Annotated in this window: 17 protein-coding genes; 11 read left to right on the top strand and 6 right to left on the bottom strand. The window is 38.3% G+C overall.

Annotation, left to right across the window (positions count from 1 at the left end; translation table 11 throughout):
• Positions 1-116: 116 nt before the first annotated feature.
• The 7 genes from ACQ334_RS14155 to ACQ334_RS14125 all read left to right on the top strand — a co-directional run bounded on the left by ACQ334_RS14155 (position 117) and on the right by ACQ334_RS14125 (position 7,590).
• Positions 117-1,001, top strand: coding sequence for a hypothetical protein (locus ACQ334_RS14155; RefSeq protein ID WP_430988887.1), 885 nt, complete (start codon positions 117-119; stop codon positions 999-1,001).
• 195 nt (positions 1,002-1,196) lie between these two features.
• Positions 1,197-2,090 (top strand): hypothetical protein, encoded by an 894-nt coding sequence (locus ACQ334_RS14150; RefSeq protein ID WP_430988886.1) that lies wholly within the window; start codon positions 1,197-1,199, stop codon positions 2,088-2,090.
• A 368-nt stretch (positions 2,091-2,458) separates the two neighbouring features.
• Positions 2,459-2,713 (top strand): hypothetical protein, encoded by a 255-nt coding sequence (locus ACQ334_RS14145; RefSeq protein WP_430988885.1) that lies wholly within the window; start codon positions 2,459-2,461, stop codon positions 2,711-2,713.
• A 102-nt stretch (positions 2,714-2,815) separates the two neighbouring features.
• On the top strand, positions 2,816-3,259 hold the full coding sequence (locus tag ACQ334_RS14140) for a hypothetical protein (protein ID WP_430988884.1): 444 nt from the start codon (positions 2,816-2,818) through the stop codon (positions 3,257-3,259).
• 363 nt (positions 3,260-3,622) lie between these two features.
• Positions 3,623-5,296, top strand: coding sequence for a hypothetical protein (locus ACQ334_RS14135; protein WP_430988883.1), 1,674 nt, complete (start codon positions 3,623-3,625; stop codon positions 5,294-5,296).
• 77 nt (positions 5,297-5,373) lie between these two features.
• On the top strand, positions 5,374-6,033 hold the full coding sequence (locus ACQ334_RS14130) for a hypothetical protein (protein ID WP_430988882.1): 660 nt from the start codon (positions 5,374-5,376) through the stop codon (positions 6,031-6,033).
• 168 nt (positions 6,034-6,201) lie between these two features.
• Positions 6,202-7,590: a T9SS type A sorting domain-containing protein gene (locus tag ACQ334_RS14125; protein WP_430988881.1), complete on the top strand. Its 1,389-nt coding sequence runs from the start codon at positions 6,202-6,204 to the stop codon at positions 7,588-7,590.
• A gap of 63 nt (positions 7,591-7,653) precedes the next feature.
• Here ACQ334_RS14125 and ACQ334_RS14120 read toward each other — a convergent pair whose 3' ends face one another.
• The 3 genes from ACQ334_RS14120 to ACQ334_RS14110 all read right to left on the bottom strand — a co-directional run bounded on the left by ACQ334_RS14120 (position 7,654) and on the right by ACQ334_RS14110 (position 9,948).
• On the bottom strand, positions 7,654-8,046 hold the full coding sequence (locus ACQ334_RS14120) for a hypothetical protein (RefSeq protein ID WP_430988880.1): 393 nt from the start codon (positions 8,044-8,046) through the stop codon (positions 7,654-7,656).
• 17 nt (positions 8,047-8,063) lie between these two features.
• On the bottom strand, positions 8,064-8,831 hold the full coding sequence (locus tag ACQ334_RS14115) for a cupin domain-containing protein (RefSeq protein WP_430988879.1): 768 nt from the start codon (positions 8,829-8,831) through the stop codon (positions 8,064-8,066).
• Between the two features lie 61 nt (positions 8,832-8,892).
• Positions 8,893-9,948 (bottom strand): nucleoid-associated protein, encoded by a 1,056-nt coding sequence (locus tag ACQ334_RS14110; RefSeq protein ID WP_430988878.1) that lies wholly within the window; start codon positions 9,946-9,948, stop codon positions 8,893-8,895.
• Positions 9,949-10,078: 130 nt separating this feature from the next.
• Here ACQ334_RS14110 and ACQ334_RS14105 point away from each other — a divergent pair, with 130 nt between their 5' ends.
• The 3 genes from ACQ334_RS14105 (at position 10,079) to ACQ334_RS14095 (ending at position 12,986) form a co-directional block, all read left to right on the top strand.
• Positions 10,079-10,480 carry a BlaI/MecI/CopY family transcriptional regulator gene (locus tag ACQ334_RS14105; protein ID WP_430988877.1) on the top strand — a complete coding sequence of 134 codons (402 nt, stop codon included), beginning with the start codon at positions 10,079-10,081 and terminating at the stop codon, positions 10,478-10,480.
• A gap of 15 nt (positions 10,481-10,495) precedes the next feature.
• Positions 10,496-12,613 (top strand): M56 family metallopeptidase, encoded by a 2,118-nt coding sequence (locus ACQ334_RS14100; RefSeq protein WP_430988876.1) that lies wholly within the window; start codon positions 10,496-10,498, stop codon positions 12,611-12,613.
• 151 nt (positions 12,614-12,764) lie between these two features.
• Positions 12,765-12,986: a hypothetical protein gene (locus tag ACQ334_RS14095; RefSeq protein WP_430988875.1), complete on the top strand. Its 222-nt coding sequence runs from the start codon at positions 12,765-12,767 to the stop codon at positions 12,984-12,986.
• Positions 12,987-13,204: 218 nt separating this feature from the next.
• Here ACQ334_RS14095 and ACQ334_RS14090 read toward each other — a convergent pair whose 3' ends face one another.
• Positions 13,205-13,372 (bottom strand): hypothetical protein, encoded by a 168-nt coding sequence (locus tag ACQ334_RS14090; RefSeq protein ID WP_430988874.1) that lies wholly within the window; start codon positions 13,370-13,372, stop codon positions 13,205-13,207.
• A gap of 341 nt (positions 13,373-13,713) precedes the next feature.
• Here ACQ334_RS14090 and ACQ334_RS14085 point away from each other — a divergent pair, with 341 nt between their 5' ends.
• Complete coding sequence (locus ACQ334_RS14085) at positions 13,714-17,841, top strand: PAS domain S-box protein (RefSeq protein WP_430988873.1); 4,128 nt, start codon at positions 13,714-13,716, stop codon at positions 17,839-17,841.
• Positions 17,842-18,023: 182 nt separating this feature from the next.
• Here the strand turns inward: ACQ334_RS14085 and ACQ334_RS14080 are convergent, their stop codons facing one another.
• Both ACQ334_RS14080 and ACQ334_RS14075 read right to left on the bottom strand, forming a co-directional pair.
• On the bottom strand, positions 18,024-18,818 hold the full coding sequence (locus tag ACQ334_RS14080; protein ID WP_430988872.1) for an ABC transporter ATP-binding protein: 795 nt from the start codon (positions 18,816-18,818) through the stop codon (positions 18,024-18,026).
• On the bottom strand, positions 18,815-19,594 hold the full coding sequence (locus ACQ334_RS14075) for an ABC transporter permease (protein WP_430988871.1): 780 nt from the start codon (positions 19,592-19,594) through the stop codon (positions 18,815-18,817). Before ACQ334_RS14075 ends, ACQ334_RS14080 begins: the two co-directional genes overlap by 4 nt.
• Positions 19,595-19,697: the final 103 nt, after the last annotated feature.

Genomic DNA, 19,697 nt, shown 5'->3' with positions numbered 1-19,697 from the left:
AAAACTGATACCTGCCCCAGTATTTTATTAAGGCGTAACACAATGAATAAAATGTACTATTTTTGAAATATAAGGTCTGTTTTACATTTACAGGCCGCATTTAATCTAAACACAGTATGAAAATTAATATCATCCTCCGCATTTTTATAGGATTATCCTTTTTTTATAGTTGCAGTAAATCCGATTCGGGTACTCCCAATCCACCACCTGCACCTGTTGTTACGGCACCTGTAGTTGCTGCAACCACAGGAGTAACCGGTATTACTGCAACCACAGCAATAAGCGGTGGCAATGTAACTGCAGATGGTGGTGCCGCTATAACGGCAAAGGGTATTTGCTGGAGCACAGCAACCAACCCAACCATTGCTGATAATAAAACAAACGAAGGCACGGCTATTGGTACATTTACCAGTACTATTGCAGGCCTTACTGTAAACACGGTATATTATGTAAGGGCCTATGCTACTAATGCCACTGGCACAACTTATGGTACAGCAATAAGTTTTAAAACTTCTGTAGATATAGGCACTACTTTCCAGGGCGGTATACTGGCTTATATTTTAATGCCTGCCGACCCGGGTTACGATCCGCAGGTACAACATGGATTGATTGTGGCACCCACTGACCAGGGTAATACTATATCATGGGATAATGGTCTCAGGCACTCCACCGGTGCTACCGGTACAGCAATAGGCACAGGCGATGCCAACACCACAAAAATTATTGCAACAGAAGGTGCCGGAAATTATGCCGCCAGGTTATGTTACGATCTTGTTTTAAATGGCTACAGCGATTGGTATTTGCCCAGTAAGGATGAACTGATCAAACTTTATATCAACCAGGCCCGTATCGGTGCTTTTTTTCCTTACCATTACTGGAGTTCTAGCGAAAGTTCAGCTAGTTATTTCGACGCCTGGACACTAAGGTTTGATGGAGCCAATAACCCTGCGATACTCAATAAAAATTATGCATTAATTGTACGTGCCATCAGGTCGTATTAATTACAGCCTGTATAGTGTTGCTATAAAAAGTTCCGGCAGACGTATTTCTGACAGGCGGTAGTTAGTAACTTCAGTTTTTAGTTATAAATTTAGCTTCAGTTCAGGGCCGACAGTTGGTCAATTCCCTAACTGTACAAAGCCTCGAACGCAAGCTAAAGCTGAACATTCATTCTCAGGCAACCAAAACCAATAATTATGCAACGCAGGACATTTATCAAAAACTCAACGCTGACAGCTATTAGCGTTAGCGCTTTTGGAGCTTTAAACTGGAATGGAAAAAATTTTGAAGGTAACACGCCAACTACAACTGATATACTTGGTCCCTTTTACAGACCGGGAGCGCCGTTGCGAACTAATCTCAGGCTTGTCAATTCAAATGGAACACCGATAGTTTTAAAAGGAAAGATTTTCAGAGCCGATGGAAAAACTCCCATAAATAATGCTTTCGTAGAAATCTGGCATTGCGATGAAAATGAAGTGTATGATAACACATCCGACGAATACAAATATCGTGGCGGACAAAGAACAAAAGCAGATGGAAAGTATGAGTTCAAATCTATTTTGCCAGTGCCTTATAAAGCGATTCCCGATAACGATTTAACCTGGCGACCTGCTCATATACACATGAGAGTTTCTGTACCTGATCAACAAGACCTAATAACTCAAATCTATTTTAAAAACGGTAAGTATGTTGACACTGACCCATGGGCTTCAGCCCCACAATCTGTAAACAGGATCCTTACTATTAGTAAAAATAATTCCGGCGAAAGTGAAATAGTTTTCAATGTAACTATGAGTAAGGAAATTCCTCTTGACAAAAAAGTTTATGACAAGCTTACCGGACTTTATGATGTTGGCGATAACAATTTTTTTGAATTTATCAAGAACGATGACCTGCTGTTTATGAAACAAAATGGACAGCTTTGGGCAAGTTTGAAATATATTGGCAATAATACCTTTGAAGGTGGAAAGGGCTTTCCCAAAGCGACTTTTGAGATACAAAAAGACGATACCGTAAAACTTGTACTGGTTACCGAAATACCAACAACAAAAACTTATAAGGGAACCAAATATCTGAAGTACAATTGATAATTACTGTCATAACCGATAGCCTGCACACAACATGAACTGTGTAAAAAATAAATAAATTTCGTCGCCGTGGGTAACCATCGCTTAAATCTTCACAGCCGTTTGGTTTTAACCAACGGCATACATTGCCGGCATAAAAGTGGTAGTCAACTCCGCAGCAACCTCGGAGCAACGTCATGGTTACTCCGTACCAAAGACGGTAAGAGGCTATAGTAAATAGCAGTCAGATCCTATCCGTATTGCATACCGCCCGTACTAAATCCCTTTTTTACTTATCTTCAATCCCTAACTTTTCAACCTGCATGCAGTGCCGCTCGCCGCCGTGGGTAACTATCGATTCATCCTTAAAAAACAATAAATAACCAGCCATGCGCCAAACAAAGATTGTTGTTACAAGTGTAGAAGATGACAACTTTTGCAAGTGCCGATTTTGTGACAAGAAAATCGCTGAAATTAAGAACGACATAATGGTGCCATCAGCAGAAGAATGTTACAAAAACGGCAATGTACCTGTGCCCAACTTTGGTTGGTTTTGTTCACAAGCATGTGCTGTAAATTATGAAACTAAATTTGACATTAATTTTGCCAAAACTAAAGAAGGAAAAATTGACTACTATCTTTAGACTCCGCCCATTTAAGTAACCCACAACCCCGAAGTAACCACAACAGCTGAAAAATAAATATCTTTATAACAGGATAAGTAATCCCTTAAAACATTACTTACAATGAAATACCTGAAAATTATTTTAACCATCAGTTTGCTAATGAGTATTGGCTATTTAGTATTTCAGAGCTATATCAACTTATATACTAAAGGCAGCTTTGCTTTTGTGTTTGAAGCAGACAAAGATGACTCTTATGATAATTTATTGTTTGTAAAAAAAGTGAAAGGGGAGCAGGAGTGTAACAGGCTTGTACAGGAATTGCTGGAGGAAAAAAACAGGGACTTGTTAACTAAATTAACGGCTATCCGGTATATCAATGAAAACAATAAAAAAGAGTTTATCCCTGCGCTTAATGCTGTAAAAACGAATTTTGAAAAGATCGGCCCCGATTCCACCTGGGAAGTAGCGGTAAAGAATAGTGGGTATCGTTTATGCTATTTAAAAAATACGGCGATCGTACCTTATCTCGACGAAACCATTAAAAAACTATCGGTAGCACAATAAATATTTTTATTGGTTTAAACGGCAGCGATACGCCATCGGTTTACAATGCTGAAAATAAACTTTTAAGATGATACGCATAATCATTTTACTCCGCCGTCTGGGTTTTAACCAACGGCATACATTGCCGGCATAAAAGTGGTAGTCAACTCCATAGCAACCTTGTAGCAACGCCGTAGCAACGTCATGGTTACTCCGTACCAAAGACGGTAAGAGGCTATAGTAAATAGCAGTCAGATCCTATCCGTATGGCATACCGCCTGTACTAAATCCCTTTTTTACTTATCTTCAATCCTTAACCTTTCTACCTGCATGCAGTGCCGCCTTTATATTTTTTTGCTATTGTTTTTCTGCAGCGGTACTATAATGGCACAAACGCCAGCAACACTAACCGATTCCATTGTCAATCAGATAGAATTAGCAGGCGCACAAAAACCAACCGCCTTACTTTTTGTACATTTTGATAAAACGATATACAGCAACAATGAGAAAGTATGGTTTACCGGGTACATTATTAAAAGCAATACCACCGGCGTACACCATACACTTGCCGTAGCGCTGGTACGTAATGACGACCGCTCGGTAATGGCCGAAGGCAAATATGTGATGGATAAAGGCCTGGCCATGGGCAATATGGTGTTGCCTGATAGTTTGCCCACCGGTGATTATAGTTTGTTGTGTTATACCAATTTATTGGTAAACGGTTTTCCACCGGCATTATTTGTGCAACCCATCACTATTAAATCGGGGGAGGCTAGGGGTTTTAATGCCACACTTAGTGTAATGGACAGTATCACGGCGGGTAAAGACAGTACGATGGTTTTATTAAAAGCCATGATGAAAGATTATACGCTGGTAAAAAAAGCGGAAGTAAAATATTTTATCGGCGACAGGCTACACCCTTTACACAGCGGTATTTTAAAGACAGATAATTTCGGCGAAGCACAAATACCTATTCCCTTAAAAGAAATTACTGCTGCCAACAATGTATTGCAGGCAGAGATCAATAATGGTACCAGCATAAAAAATTTCAGTATTAAATTGCCGGTGTATAAAAAACAAACCCTCGTTAAATTTTATCCCGAAGGCGGACATTTAATTGAAGGTGCTGTAAATACTATTGGCTGGGAGGCCACCAATAATGAAGGGGAGCCTTTGCCTGTAACAGGGATATTGTACCAGGGTGACCAGGTGTTGCAAACCATTACCACCAATGTGTATGGCATGGGTACCTTTTCATTGTCTCCGGCAAAAGGTAGCCGTTATTATGTAAAATTACAGGGCATTGATAGTTTGTATAGATTACCAAAAACCTTGTCCGGTGGTCCGGTAATAACGGTAACGAATGCCTTGAGTGCAGATACACTTTTTGTAAACGTTAACGACCAGGGAATGCCGGCAAAACTTTTATTGCAGGTACATGATTATCAAAATAGTTTTATCAGTTCGGAGGTAAGCACCAGGGGCAAAGCCATGCTGTTAAAAATTCCTTTGCAGGAAGTGCCCAAAGGATTGGCCACATTTACCTTGCTGGACAGTTTGGGCAGGCCGGTGGCAGAAAGAGTGTTCTTTGCTCATTTTGATAAAAGGGCATTGGTGAATATCAGTACCGACAGTGCATCTTATACCATGCGGCAAAAAGTTACGCTGCATTTAAAAATTACAGATGCTGATCATCGTCCGGTAACCGGTTTGGTTTCTATTGCATGCGTACAAAACAATAGGTTAGACCTGGTGAAAACGATGAACATAGAAAGCTATGCGTATATAACCAGTGCGTTGGAAGCTTTTACGTACAAGCGTAACATGATGGGCAATGATGCAGATAATAAAACCTGGCTGGAGCAAGTGTTGCTGATAAAAGGCTGGCGCAAATATACCTGGCAGGATGTGGCCATGGCAAAAGCAAAAGATACTCCGGTTTACACGTCCCTGCAATTTAAAGGCAAAATAACCATGAATAAAAAGCCATTGAAAAAACCGGTTTTGCTGAACCTTAAAATTTTATCACACCAAAATTTACTGAACTGGCATTTATAAACAGCGACAGCTCAGGTAATTTTGAATTACTGCCCGAAAAGATCATAAGCGAACCAGAAACCAGGTTTGAAATTACGGTGCGTAACGACAGGCAACTGGAATACGCCGTGGCAGTTAACGATCCTTACCAGGCGATGAATAAAAAACTGGCGGCATCATTAATATTTCCTGATTATAGTCCGCGGAGTTTTGCACAAAGCAGCCAGGCTTTTGTTTTAAAACCAGGCGAAGTTGCCAAAACATTAAAAACTGTTGTGGTAGCTGCAAAAAAAGACAATAGCTTTTTTACTGCCCGTAAACCGGGTGTAAATGCCTGCGGGGATTATGTTTGCCTTAATGGTATTTTAAATTGTACCAATCATCCCAACGACCAGTTTCAGCCTGAAGTAGGCAAAAGTTATGGCAATAGGTTTGGAGGTAATAACATAGTTCAGATGGTGTATTATGGCTGCACCGCACTTACACAGTTAGCCAACAATGAATACAGGTTTTTAATGCAGGGTATTTACAACAAAAAAGAATTTTATGTTACTGACCTTACTAAAGCAGATGCCACTGATCCGCAATATTTATCAACTTTATATTGGAACTATTCTTTACTTACTAACGCTAACGGCGAGGCGGAATTAATTTTTTATACCAGTGATATAACGGGTAAATTCAGGATTGTGGTACAAGGGGTGGCAAAAGATGAGGTATTGTATGGAGAACAGTTTTTTGAAGTGAGAGGAGAATAAAAAATAAAACAGGGGTATAAAATATTAAATCGTCAATCCGGATACAAACAACGCCACTACAGCAACAGTAGAATAAATTCTAAAACAATATAGTTGTACTTGTAAAAACATTTATTGTGTTAAACAAATACATTCTTTATTATATTTTTGATTTCAAATCCAATATTTATGCATCCCCTTTTACCTAAAACCGTTATGCTCCGGCATAAGTTTATACATGTATTTTCTGTTGGCAGTATTTTTTTTGCGTTGCTTTTTGTGAGCGCAAATACCACAAAAGCGCAAACACTTAATACAGGAGATTTTGCCGTAATTGGCTTCAACACTTCTTTTAATATTAATACCACAGCGCCCATTGGCCCCGATGAATTTGCCATCCTGGCATTAGCCAGCATACCATCAGGCGCTGTTATAAAAATTACCGACAGGGGATGGAACGGCAGTGCAATGATCACCACCAATACCGGTGATGGTGTGATGAGCTGGACCACTACTGCCACAATTCCTGCCGGCACTGTTTTTAAAATAACGGTTACCGCAGGTACCACACCGTCTTTAACTATTACGCCGTCAACTTATGGCACACCCGCAATTACTGTTGGCTGGACGAGTACGTCAATACCCGGCGCCAATGCCAATGTAGGCGACCAGGTGATCATTTACCAGGGCAGTGATACCAACCCTTCTAATTTTGTATATGGATTTAATACCAGCAACAGCACCATAACAGCAGCCGGTAACTGGCAGATAGGTTCTACCTCTGCAAGGGATAGCGACCTGCCACCTGGGCTCACCAACAATGCTGCATTAGATGGTTCTGTTGCAGCAACAGCCGTTGCATTTACCAACAATGCCGCCGGTTATTTTGCTAATAATTTTGTTTACAGTGGTACCAGAACGGGTATTAAAGCAAACTTATTGGCTGCTATTGCCAAACGTGCCAACTGGACGTATACCACAACGCTTACCACAACTTATGATCTGAATATTGGCGGTACTTTTTTCCCGGGTTCCAATCCGGTATTTACATTAGGCGTGCTTGCTGTAAACCAGCTTAGTTTCAGTGGCACTACTACAGCCAGCTGCAATGTACTGGAGTGGCGCAATAAAGGCGAGAACGACCTGTTTCAGTATATAATTGAAACAAGTACTGATGGCCGCTCTTTTACAGCGATAGACTCAGTAAGGGCCACGGGAGCCGCTGATTATATATTTGGTGTACCGGGGCCTTTGCTGCAACGCAGCTACTACCGCTTAAAAATGGAAGACCGTGACGGCAGCTTTACTTATAGTAATAGTATTCTTTTATTGCTGAAAGATAATAGCATACAGCTGCAGGCATATCCTAACCCGGTAACTGATGTACTGAATATTTCCGGCCCGGGAAAAATACTTCGTATAGCGGTAGCTGATATCAATGGCCGGCAGGTGTATGATGTAAATGGCAATGGCACTTTGATACAAAAAATCAATGTACAGCATTTGCCGCAGGGCACTTACCTGGTTACTGTAAAAACAACCACCGATAGTAATACTTTTAAAGTGGTGAAGCAATAATTAGGGCATATTATTTCACAGAGAAGTGCTGTTGCAAACGGAAGATCTTACAATGCCAGGTTATTAATGATCGGTAAACCTGGACCAGATCTTCTGTTTCTTCTGCAGCAGTTCTTTTGTAATATCAATATGAAAGATGGACCGCCAATGATCATCCTGTAAGTGTATCCAGATATAGGAATTGTATAAGGCAATGGAATCTTTGGGTAGCGGCAATGTGATAAAATTAACTGGTGTATCCAACCGTATTTCTACATAGGTTAAAGTGGAATCATTTTTTCTTTGCCGGATATATACGCTGCTCATGGGTTTTTTGTAAGTGCAGGTAACAGCATTGCTTTTTACATCATAAAAAACTTTTTTGTCTTTAGCACCTCTGCCGGTTACATCAAACATACTACCACAGCTGGTAAGCAATAGGGAAAAACATAAACACAGAAAAAATAGCTTAGGCATAGTTTTGATAGCTTTTCTTATCTCCATTTAAAGGCATAATAACTGCAGGGTTTTTCAGTGGCATTGCCCACACCATGCAGCTTACCACTTTCTGCAATGAACAGATCACCTGCAGCACCCGTATAGTTTTTTCCATCAATGGTCATTTCGGCATCACCTTCAATCACTACAATTATCTCTGTATCCACATGCTGGTGTGGTGCATGGCTGGGCCCTTTTTGTTTAAGATAAGTGATATGCATTTCGTAATTATCGCACATGGCTGTTGGCCGGTCAAAAAATTTACGGTTGCCTTTATTATTGGCTTCGGTATACTTCAGCGAATCATAATTCAGTAGCAATGCACCGCCGGCCAATGTGCTTCTTTCCATGTTCATTTTTTTACTGCGGAACTGTAATACATAATAAGTGAGCGGGCCTTTTCCAATATTTTCCAGTTGTTGTGCTTCCAGCGGTGGAATTAAAATAACACTTCCTTTGCCCAATACAGCGGTTTTACTGCCAACCGTACATTTCATTGTACCCTCTTTAATAATGATCAGTTCTTCAATATCCTTTTGTATATGGGCAGGCTTTGCCGCAGCGCCTTTAAACTGTGTAGTGGCATGTATGCTTAAGTATTCAAGGTCGGCTGTAGTGCCTTGCAGGATCTTTCTGCTCTCACGAAGGCTGTCTTTTTTTACAGCCAACTCATTCCAGTGATACACGCCGGAGCCAATAGGTTGTAGTTGTGCAACGGAATATAAACAGAAACAAAGCAATACTATAAGCAGGCAACTTCTCATCGTGTAAAGTATTAGGTTCAGGTATACCAAAGATAATTATTTACAAAAGAAATTATTGGCTTTAATTCTCCACCCTGAAATACACTTTGTAAAAATTCAGGTTCATTTCTTCATCAAATCCTTTTTCAATTAATTCCTTATCGCCATGGATATAAATGTGAAAATTCTTATCCAGTTTTAAAACACTTTTAAAAGTACGGGCTTGTTTTTTTACCGCTGCATTGGAGATGGCGAAAGAATCCGGTATGGGTGTATTGTATTCCTGTTCGTAATTGGCTTTATAGGTCTTAAAAGATTGTATGCCTTCTTCGTTATTGATCACTTCAAAAGCAAACTCATCCATATTAAAAGTTTCATTCTCTTTAAAATATTTCATGGAGCGGTTCAGCAGGTCGATCTTATCTGTTTTAGTAAGATCAAAAGAGTTTTCCAGTTCTTTGGTCACAAAATCTTTATATACACTTAAGGTATTAGTAGTTTGATTGTAATCATCATTCCTGATCTTAAGTTTTAAAAAATCATCTACCCAATATGCAGCATCGGTACTGCGGTTGGTAACATCAACAATAGCTACTTTGTAACCGGCTTCTTTTTCGGTATTAAAAATGATACATCCTTTATCCAGTTTTTTTATGTTGATAGCTTCCTGCTGGTAACCCATTTCAAAATTGTTATTGTTATTTTGTACAGTAAGGTAGGGTTCTTTGGTTTCAGATTTAAACATACCAATGGCATCATGTAATTCGCCTTCAATCTGAAGGTTGGTAAAATAAGCCACATACAATTCTCCCGATTTTATTTTTGGATGATTGGAAGCATCGTATAAATGTTTAGCTAATTGCTGACTGTTTTCGTGAAATGTTTCCGGATTGTTGAATATGGTTTCGGCAAAATGAAATACTTCATTCAAATTAAGGTCATCGCTGCTATGCCACAACCGGTAGATCTCATTTATTTTTTCAAAAGGAGAGAGGAAGTATTGTTGCAACAATTTATTTAAGATATCATCTTGTATTTCAAATGGCTGTTCAGAAAGTTTATATTTTTCGTCCAGTAATTTGTTGCCGGTCTGGTGAATGGAAAGGGTTTGTAATACGGCTTCAAAATTCGTGATCATCAGGTTGTTAGTTTTTTAAAATTTGTGGCGAAGTTAATGGTGTTGCCATAATTTCCCTGCTTTCACAAAACTTTTACAAAAAAACTAACCTAAATATTTGTTCGTACGAAATGTTTCCTACCTTTAGGTTATGAAACAGGAAAACAGTAATAAATTAAATGAGCCTACCCGGTCGGAACTGGAAATATTGCAGGTGTTGTGGAAGCATGGCCCGTCTACAGTGCGTTTTGTGAATGATACCTTGAATGAAATGAAACGTGCCGTGCAGTATACCTCCACATTAAAACTGATGCAGATAATGGCCGAAAAGCAAATGCTCACCCGTGATGAAAGCAGTATGAAACACATTTACCATGCCGCCATTGAAGAGCAAAAAACCAAGGGCGCCTTACTGGAAAAATTTGTGGATTCTATGTACGAAGGTTCGGCCAGCAGCCTGATGTTGCAATTGCTGGGTAATAAAAAAACATCTAAAAAAGAATTGCAGGCTATAAAAGATATTCTTGCCAGGTTTGACAAAGGCAGTAAATAATCATACCATTATTTTATGCAGTTACTTATTGTAAATAATATTTTTTCGGGCAAACTGGTGCAGGCTTTATGTTGGATGCTGCTGCATTCCTTATGGCTGGGGCTTGCTTTAACTATTGTAACCGGTACAATTATATTAACTACTAAAAAACAAACTGCAGCATTGCGTTACAACCTGCTTTCCACTGCTTTACTTTTGTTTACCCTTGCAATTACAGTAATTTTTATCATGCAGCTAACTGCAAGTGAGTTGGTTTTCAACAATAGTGGTACTGTAACTACTGCTATTGTTCCTGCAGATAGTACTGAAACTATTTATGCTTTTAGTAACAATACTAATGGATTTACAGGTAATGTAATTAATTTTTTTAATGAGCATGCTGCATGGGTAGTATGCTGCTGGCTTATAATTATCGTATTCCGTTGTATACAATTTGCCGGGGGCTTGTATAAAATAAAACAAATTAAAACCACACAGCTTACACCGGTAAATGAATACTGGCGTGAGCGCATTACCTGCCTTGCTGCCGCTTTAAATATCAGGAGTAAGGTTCAACTGGTACAATCAGGCATTGCTAAAATGCCCATGGTGGTGGGACATTTTAAACCGGTGATACTTTTTCCTTTAGGTTTATTAACCGCATTGCCTGCAGCAGAAGTAGAAGCAGTGTTATTGCACGAGCTGGCACATATCCGCCGCAAAGATTATTTAGTGAACCTGCTGCAGCATTGCACAGAGATCGTATTCTTTTTTAACCCGGCTGTTTTATGGGTTTCAGCATTGATAAAATCAGAGAGAGAAAATTGTTGTGATGATATTGCTGTGGCACAGGCGGGCAGTAAAAGAAATTACATTAATGCGCTGGTATCTTTCCAGGAATACCATTTGCATACCATGCAATATGCCACTGCACTGGGCAGTGATAAAAATCAATTATTACAGAGAGTAAAACGTATGCTTTACAATAACAATAAAACGCTTAACACCATGGAAAAAACATTTTTAGCAGTATGCTTTGTTGCTACTACTTCGCTGGCAGTATTTTTTACAACACCAACAACTGCACAAACCAGTGGCGCAGATACCATTCAACTGAATATCGACACTACTATTTCTATTGCTGACAAGCATTATGATCCGGCTGATTTTGCCGAAGGTTCTGCCACCAGTTATTCAGAGAAAATAAAAGGTGTTACACATACCCTGGTTATATATAAAAGAAACGGAAAATTGTATGAAGTGTATGGCGATATCACGAGCCTTAAAATTGATGGCAAAATTATTCCGCAATCAGACTGGGGAAAGTATAAAAAACTGGTTGATGAATTAAGGGCCGGTCACAAAAGCGACCTTACTTCAGGTAATGATAATAAAGAGCTGACCGAAAAATTAAAAGCCGAAGAACTGGCATTACTGGGCCAACAGGATAAATTGAATGCAGAGCTGCAAATGCTGCAATTACAAAGCGGGGATAAACAAAAACTGGAAGAATTGCAATTGCTGGCACAAAAGAATAATCTGAATGCTGATATGCAAAAGCTTCAACTAAAGGGAGCTGACAAAAAACAACTGGAATCATTACAATTGCTGGCGCAAAAAAATAATCTGAATGCAGACATGCAAAAACTGCAATTACATAGTACAGATAAAAAGAAGATGGAAGAATTACAATTGCAGGCACAAAAGAATATGCTGAATGAAGATATGCAAAGCCTGCAATTGCAAAGTGCCGATAAACTTAAAGCAGAACAATTGATGTTACAATTGTCGCAGGATAAACTGAGTGTTGGTCAATTACAATTATCACTTGAAGATGCAAAGGCAAAAGCCCTTGAATACAATAAAGCCAATTTGTTACAATTACAAAAGGCTGCTACGTTTAATAAGGCACAGCAACTGAAACTTGAAGCGGAAAAGAAACAGTTGAAGCAGGTTGATATTCAAAAACAAAAAGCTGAACTGAGGGAACAACAAAACGAACAAAAATTAAAACAAGCAGAAGAAAAACTAAAACAGGCCGAAATAAAAAATAATGAAGAAGAAAAAAGAGCTGCAAAAGATGAAGTGAAAGATGTAAATGATGAAAAAGAAAATACTGTTGAAAGCAGGTCTGAAAATAAAAATGATGATTAAAGTAAAGTAATGGCTTTGCCTGGTAAAAATATTGCTACTGATGTAACTTCTTAGTTTCCCTTACGTATAATAGTGTTTTAGTTTCTAATTTTTGAAAACAACTGCAGTTATGTCAATTGCAGTCCGCTAATTATTTCCTTAATTTTTTTGTATGCAGCAACAGGATCATGTCTGGCAATTGATTGCCGGCTATCTTACCGGTGAGGCTTCGGCAGAGGCATTGCAGGAGCTGCAGCAAATAGTAAATAGTGATCCTGATCTTAAAAATACGATTGCATTGCTGGCTGATTTCTGGCAAACAAAAACTGAAGAAAATTCAGCTGAAATGCATGATGTTTGGGCTAAACATCTGCAACGCATACAGCAAGCTTAAAATATGCTGCCTTTTTTCAAAATTGGTACTGATTCGTAAACTCACCCTGCAATTTTTAGTAGCCCTCACATAGGGTATGCGTAAGACTACCAGCAGGTGTATAGCGATTGATTTTTTTTACGCCGTGTTATCACCATTTCCGATGCTGGTCTGCAGGATAAAAAAGTGCTCAACAATATATTTTACAGTGCTGCCAGCTATAAAATACAGTTGTTATTTTACGAGGTATATTTAGTTGCAATATTTTTTCCATTACAGGTATGCTTGGTATAATTTTTGGAAAATAACAGCAAATCCAATTCTATGAGAGCTATTTCCTTTTTGATCTTAGCAAGCCTGATCTTATTCATTTTATTCTTCGTATTGGTGAGTATGTTTTTTACCATGTTCTTTAGTTAAAAAATTCTTACCAAACATCTGTTTATAATGCAGTAAAAACCTGCATTTATTGCCGCATGCCGAGTAGGTATGTTGTATTAATTTATCAACTCCCGCAGTACCTACGCCTCTCTGTTGTAGTAGGATGCTTACAACATTAACCCATTTTGCACTAGTGCATACCATTTTATAAAGTGCAAATTTGTGTATTGTTATTTTGTAATACCTGGATAACCGTTGCCTGTTGTAGTATTATGTATTCCATGATAAGGAGCACATTCATTTGACTGGTAGCTTTTACGGTATTGTAAAAGAAAATGAATAAGCACTCATTAATCCACTATCATTTATGCGTTCCGGAGCCCGAAAAACCACAACCAGTACAAAGCACCTGCTTTTTAAAATTTTCAATTCCACGGCGGATAGTAAAATATATTCGGGGCTGGCAACAGCTACCACGGAAAATCCTGTACTGCATGCGATTTTCAATTCTAACTTAATGGCAATAGCTATTGCAGATGATAATAATGATTTTATAGAAGTGAATACCGGTTTCTGTACGCTATTTGGTTATACAAAAAAAGAACTGGTAGGCAAACCAATTGATATTTTACTTTCCTCAATACATCATGAGAAAAAAGAAGGAACAATTACCATTGCCATTGAAGAATCAGAAATGACAGTAGCATTTAACGGTGTATTGCGGCATAGCTGTAAAAACGGGAGCCATAAAGATGTGGAAGTCACTTCACAAACCTTTGATCACAACGGGAAAAAAGTTTCGTTGATATCAGCAGTAGATATCACCGGCAGAAAATCAGCAGAAGAGCAGGTTAAACATAGTGAAGCAAGGTTGATAGAAGCACAGGAAGTAGCCAAAGTAGGTAGTTGGGAAACAGACCTGTCTACTTTAGCAGTAACCTGGTCTTTACAAACCTATCGCATTTTTGGAATTGAGCCGGATAGTTTTGCCACCTCACATCCGGGTTTTTTAACCTTCGTACATCCGGATGACAGGGGAATGGTAGATAAAGCTTTTATTGATTCATTACAAAGTGATGCCGTTAATATTATTGAGCATCGTATCTGCACCACCAGCAGCGAAATAAAAATTGTGGAAGAGCGTTGGCGTATTTTCCGTAATGAAGAGGGTATGCCTGTAAGAGCTGTAGGCACTTGCCAGGATATTACAGAACGGAAAATTGCAGCACAAAAAATTTCTGATAGCGAATTAAGATACCGTTCATTAATTGAACAGGCCACAGATGCTATTTGCATTACAGATGCTGCTATGCATATTATTGATATCAATCCCAGCGGCTGCCAGTTGCTGGGTTATGGCAAAGAAGAATTTTTAAAACTTTCTCTTGCTGATTTGTTTTATGCAGAAGACCTTATTACCAGTCCTTTTAAAACGGATGCATTGCAAACAGGAAAAGTGGTGAGTAATGAACGAAGGTTTAAAAGAAAAGACGGCACAGGTATAGAATTAGAAATAAATGTAAAATTGCTTGATGATGGCCGGGTTGTGGGATTTGCCCGTGATATTACCGCAAGAAAACAGGCAGAAAAAGAATTGCAGGCTGCTTATATTGAAAAAGATACCATACTGGAAAGTATTGCCGATGCTTTTTTTGCAGTAGATAAAAACTGGATGGTAACTTATTGGAATAAGGAAGCAGAAAAAATGTTGCACACACCCAAACATACTATTGTGGGCCGGCACTTATGGGAAGTATTTTCAGGTAGTATTGATTCAGAATCCTATAAGCAATATCACCGGGCACTTACTACTAACCAACATATTGTTTTTGAAGATTACTATGCAGCATTAAACAGATGGTTTGAAATAAGTGCTTACCCTTCAGCTTCGGGATTATCAGTTTATTTTAAAGATGTAACAGAACGTAAGCAGGCCGCCCAGTTAGTAATAGAAAGTGAGGCTAAGTACCGCACTTTATTTGAACAAAACGTAGCTGGTGTTTATCAAACCACCGTTGATGGGGTTATTTTAAATTGTAATGATGCTTTTGCAAAAATGCTGAAATACGATTCTCCAAAAGAGTTGCTTTTAAAGAACGCAAGTGAATTGTATTTCTCTCCTGCAGAACGAAATGATTTTGTAAATACTGTAATTACACAGAAAAAAATACACAACTACGAAAGCACTTTAAAATGTAAAGACGGCAGCTCATTACATTTTATAGAAAATATTTCTTTGCGTAAAGATGAATTAACAGGCGAAGCTTTTTTTGATGGCATATTAATAGATATCTCAGAAAAAAAGCGGGCCGAAGTATTGCTTAAAGAAAGTAATCGACGATATAATTTAATTAGTAAAGCTACCAATGATATGGTGTGGGATTGGGATCTTGCAACAGGAAAAGTATACCGTAATAAAGAAGGCTGGAGAAAGATATTCCGTACTGCACCCAATGAAATTGAAAATGGTTTAACCGGAGCATGGGAGGAACGTATTCACCCCGAAGACCTGGAAAAAGTACAACGGATAACCGATGCCATACAAGAAGCAGAACAAAACTTTTTTGAAGTGGAGTGCCGGGTACGAAGGGATGATGGTACCTACGCTTATGTACACGACAGGGCATATATAGTACGTGATGCTGATGGTAGAGCCACCAGGTTGATAGGTGCCACACAAGATATTACCAGCAGAAAAGAAGCAGAACTTAAAGTAGCTAAAAGTGAATTACGCTTCAGGTCGCTGATACAAAATGGTTCTGATCTTACCAGTATTTTAGATGACAAAGGGAATTACCTGTACAGCAGCCCCGCTATTAAAAATATTTTAGGGTATGAACCAGAATTCATTTTTGGAAAAAATGCTTTTTCCTTTATTCATCCTGAAGATGTGATTACAATTAAAGCCCATCTGGCAAAAAAAGAAAAGGGAGATTGTGTGGATTTTGTTCCCTTTCGCTTTAAAAATACGCTGGGAGAATGGAGGTGGCTTGAAAGTAAGGTTTCTAACCAATGCGATAATCCAGGAGTGCAGGGGTATGTTTTTAATTCGAGAGATGTGACTGAAAGAAAGATAGCAGACGAGAAAATTAATAAGCTGTCGATAATTGCACGGGAAACAATGAATGGTGTGGTAATGACAGATATTGACGGCAAAATAATTTGGGTAAATGAAGCTTTTACACGGATAACCGAATTTGAATTTAATGAAGCTATGGGTAAAAAGCCGGGAGATTTTTTGCACGGTGCAGAAACAGACTCCCGTGTAGTTAATTTTATGAGAAGAGAGTTGAAAAAAGTAAAAGCCTTTGAATGCGATATTATTAATTATAAAAAATCTGGCAAGAGTTATTGGGTAAGAATTCAATGTCAGCCACAGTTTGATGAATCAGGAAAACTCAATTATTTTTTCGCTATTCAAACTGATATTACAAAAGAAAAACAAGCTGAAAAGATTTTAAAATCATCCGAAGAACGGTACCGTTACCTGTTCAATAATAATCCTGCCAGTATTTTTATATGGGATATCCATAGCCTTCAGATTCTTGAAGTAAATGATAATGCCGTTGATTTATATGGTTATAACAGGAAGGAATTTTTAACAAAGACTGTTAAAGACATAAGTTTGATTGACGATTATAAAAATATAGAACAATTTTGCATGACCGCCTTGTACAGGGAGGATTTTAAGCAGGAGATCACTTGCAAACATATTGCTAAATCAGGTGAAGAGATGCATATGCATATCGATTCTCACCGTATTCAGTTTAAAGGGCGGCCTGTAATCCTGGCGCTGGCAACAAATATCACCGATAAAATATTGCTTGAAAAATTGCTTGAACAGGAAAAGCTTGCGAAACAAAAGGAAATTACAACTGCAGTAATTACAGCACAGGAACAGGAGCGGCAGGAACTGGGCAGCGAACTGCATGATAATATTAACCAGATACTGGCAGGTTCTTTATTGTATCTCGGCCTTGCAAAAAAAGAATGTAAAGATGCAAATGCTTACCTTAACGAAACAGAAATACTGGTAAGCTCTGCGATTGATGAAATAAGAAAGTTGTCGCATTCTTTAATTCCACCATCATTAACACAATCAGAATTTTTAGAAGCACTCAGTAATATTATACAGGCAACAGAAAAAAGCAGTGGCATCATGATCTGCCTTCAGGCTGCCGGTTTTGATGAAAGTATTGTATGCGATAAAATGAAACTGAATATCTACCGAATCATACAGGAACAGTTTACAAATATTCTGAAGCATGCGCATGCAGAAAAGATTATGGTGCATTTAACACAGGAAAATGAAAAAACAATATTAAGTGTTAAAGATGATGGGATAGGGTTTGATACCAGCAAAAAACCAGGCGGTGTTGGGCTGATGAATATAAAAACCAGGGCTTCATTATTTAACGGAGAAGTGACTATTATTTCATCACCAGGAAAGGGATGCGAAGTGAAAGTGATCTTTAATACTTTGCCTGGGGAATAAAAAGCCACCAACTTCACGGTTGATGGCTTCCCGCATTAAGCGGGACAGATTATTTGTTGAGCATTCGGTTAACTTACTGTTACCGAAGGTGCCCATGACTGATCTGTAGATTGCATGAATACCTCCTTTTTATTTGATGAATACTAAAATTACTATTTTATAAGAATATATAATCGGACTATTTATAAACAATTTTTAATTTCTTCTACAGTTTCAATAAAGGCCCTTTCTTTTTTGATGTCTTTTTTCCAGGCAAGATCTCTTGCAATAAGGTCAATTTCTTTTTTTATAGTAGCGCCGGCCTTACCAGGTTCTTCACCCAAAATAAGTACGGTATCGGAGATAGCAACAGATGTGTTGATATCATGCGATACAATAATCAGCGTTTTCTTTTCATCAGATACAGAAACCTGCAGCAGTAAATCCGTTACTTTATCCAGTACACAAATATCCAGACCTGAAAACGGTTCATCTAATAATAAAAAATCAGAGCCCTTTAATAATTGCTGAATGATGCTTACCCGTTGCCTTTGCCCGCCGGATAATTGCTGCGGATATTTTTGCAGTTCACCATTCAGCTGAAAATCGGCAGCGTATTTTTCTATCATTTCTTTTTCTTTGCCTTTCAACAGAGCATTTTGCTTTACTGCTAATGATAAAGATTGATACACTGTTCTCCATTCAAATAAATAATAGTTTTGAAAAATAACGCCCATATCACCAGCCTGTACAGTTTTGTTATCATTGATAGTGATTGATCCTGCACTTGGTTTTTGTAAACCGGATAATATTTTAAACAATTGCGTTTTACCAATACCGCTTCTGCCGATCAGTGAAACTACTTGCCCCTGTTGCATACCGGGGCGCACTATGTCTTTGATACAAAAATTAATGTTACGCAAAATAATTTTATCGTCATAAGAAAGCTGAATATTTTTCGCTTCTAATAATACACTTGTTTTTATACAGTCTGTCATGATGTTACTTGTTTTAATTTGCTGTGAGGAAATAACCAATGCCTTGTGGTGCCTAATAAAAAGTCGAAGCACAAGCCGATAATAAATATCACTAATTGCAGGGCGATTACATTGGTAAGATCGTTGTACTTGTTGTATTTGATCAATAGAGAACCAATACCGCCTTCACTCATACTCAAGCCTTCCACCATAGTGATCATTAACCAGGAAATGGCAAAGTTCTGACGCAGTATTTCAAATACCTGGTCGGCCTTACCAATAATAATTACTTCGTATAATGTTTGCCAGTTGTTATAGCCCAGTGTTTTGCACAATTCATATTCCTGCTTGTCGATATTAATGATGACTGCTAAGAAGGAAGTGGTAAAAAATGGCACGATACCAAACACTAACAACGATAGTTTTAATTCACTACCATCTTTGGTTAATAATGTAAAGATGAAGATCAAACCAGTTAAGGTTAAATACCTGCACTTTACAATAAACTGTGCTATGCTTTTAAAAAACGGAATAACTGAGGCATAAGCAAAGAACAAAGTAATAACGATAGAGTAGCACATGGCTTTTAAGGTGAGTACCAAACTAACTACCATATTATCTAAAAATAATTTAGAAGTAATGAGTGTACCGAAAGCTGTTGCTACATTGCCCGGCTTAGGAATCAATCCGGATGAAGCAGTTTGCCAGAGCAGTAATGTTGCCACTACCTGCAATACTATCATAATGGCAAGTGTTTGCCTGCTGATGACTCCAAATGGTTTAAATATATTTTTCATTGTAGTTAATAGTTAATGGTTCATAGTTCATGGCTATGAACTGTTAAAAAATCTTATCTCATTGTAATTAAAAATGAAAGTTGAAACCGGTTTCCCATTTTAT

This window comes from Ferruginibacter sp. SUN106, assembly GCF_050611765.1.
In the GTDB taxonomy this organism is placed as follows: Bacteria; Bacteroidota; Bacteroidia; order Chitinophagales; family Chitinophagaceae; genus Ferruginibacter.
Note: the sequence above shows the minus strand (reverse complement) of the source record. Positions and strands in the feature narration are given on the sequence as shown.

Coding starts and splice junctions, on each gene's coding strand:
- ACQ334_RS14145 (WP_430988885.1), top strand. CDS start 2,459: ATGCGCCAAACAAAGATTGTTGTTACAAGTGTAGAAGATGACAACTTT.
- ACQ334_RS14150 (WP_430988886.1), top strand. CDS start 1,197: ATGCAACGCAGGACATTTATCAAAAACTCAACGCTGACAGCTATTAGC.
- ACQ334_RS14100 (WP_430988876.1), top strand. CDS start 10,496: ATGCAGTTACTTATTGTAAATAATATTTTTTCGGGCAAACTGGTGCAG.
- ACQ334_RS14075 (WP_430988871.1), bottom strand. CDS start 19,594: ATGAAAAATATATTTAAACCATTTGGAGTCATCAGCAGGCAAACACTT.
- ACQ334_RS14095 (WP_430988875.1), top strand. CDS start 12,765: ATGCAGCAACAGGATCATGTCTGGCAATTGATTGCCGGCTATCTTACC.
- ACQ334_RS14125 (WP_430988881.1), top strand. CDS start 6,202: ATGCATCCCCTTTTACCTAAAACCGTTATGCTCCGGCATAAGTTTATA.
- ACQ334_RS14085 (WP_430988873.1), top strand. CDS start 13,714: ATGCGTTCCGGAGCCCGAAAAACCACAACCAGTACAAAGCACCTGCTT.
- ACQ334_RS14120 (WP_430988880.1), bottom strand. CDS start 8,046: ATGCCTAAGCTATTTTTTCTGTGTTTATGTTTTTCCCTATTGCTTACC.
- ACQ334_RS14105 (WP_430988877.1), top strand. CDS start 10,079: ATGAAACAGGAAAACAGTAATAAATTAAATGAGCCTACCCGGTCGGAA.
- ACQ334_RS14090 (WP_430988874.1), bottom strand. CDS start 13,372: ATGGTAAAAAACATACTCACCAATACGAAGAATAAAATGAATAAGATC.
- ACQ334_RS14115 (WP_430988879.1), bottom strand. CDS start 8,831: ATGAGAAGTTGCCTGCTTATAGTATTGCTTTGTTTCTGTTTATATTCC.
- ACQ334_RS14135 (WP_430988883.1), top strand. CDS start 3,623: ATGGCACAAACGCCAGCAACACTAACCGATTCCATTGTCAATCAGATA.
- ACQ334_RS14110 (WP_430988878.1), bottom strand. CDS start 9,948: ATGATCACGAATTTTGAAGCCGTATTACAAACCCTTTCCATTCACCAG.
- ACQ334_RS14080 (WP_430988872.1), bottom strand. CDS start 18,818: ATGACAGACTGTATAAAAACAAGTGTATTATTAGAAGCGAAAAATATT.
- ACQ334_RS14155 (WP_430988887.1), top strand. CDS start 117: ATGAAAATTAATATCATCCTCCGCATTTTTATAGGATTATCCTTTTTT.
- ACQ334_RS14140 (WP_430988884.1), top strand. CDS start 2,816: ATGAAATACCTGAAAATTATTTTAACCATCAGTTTGCTAATGAGTATT.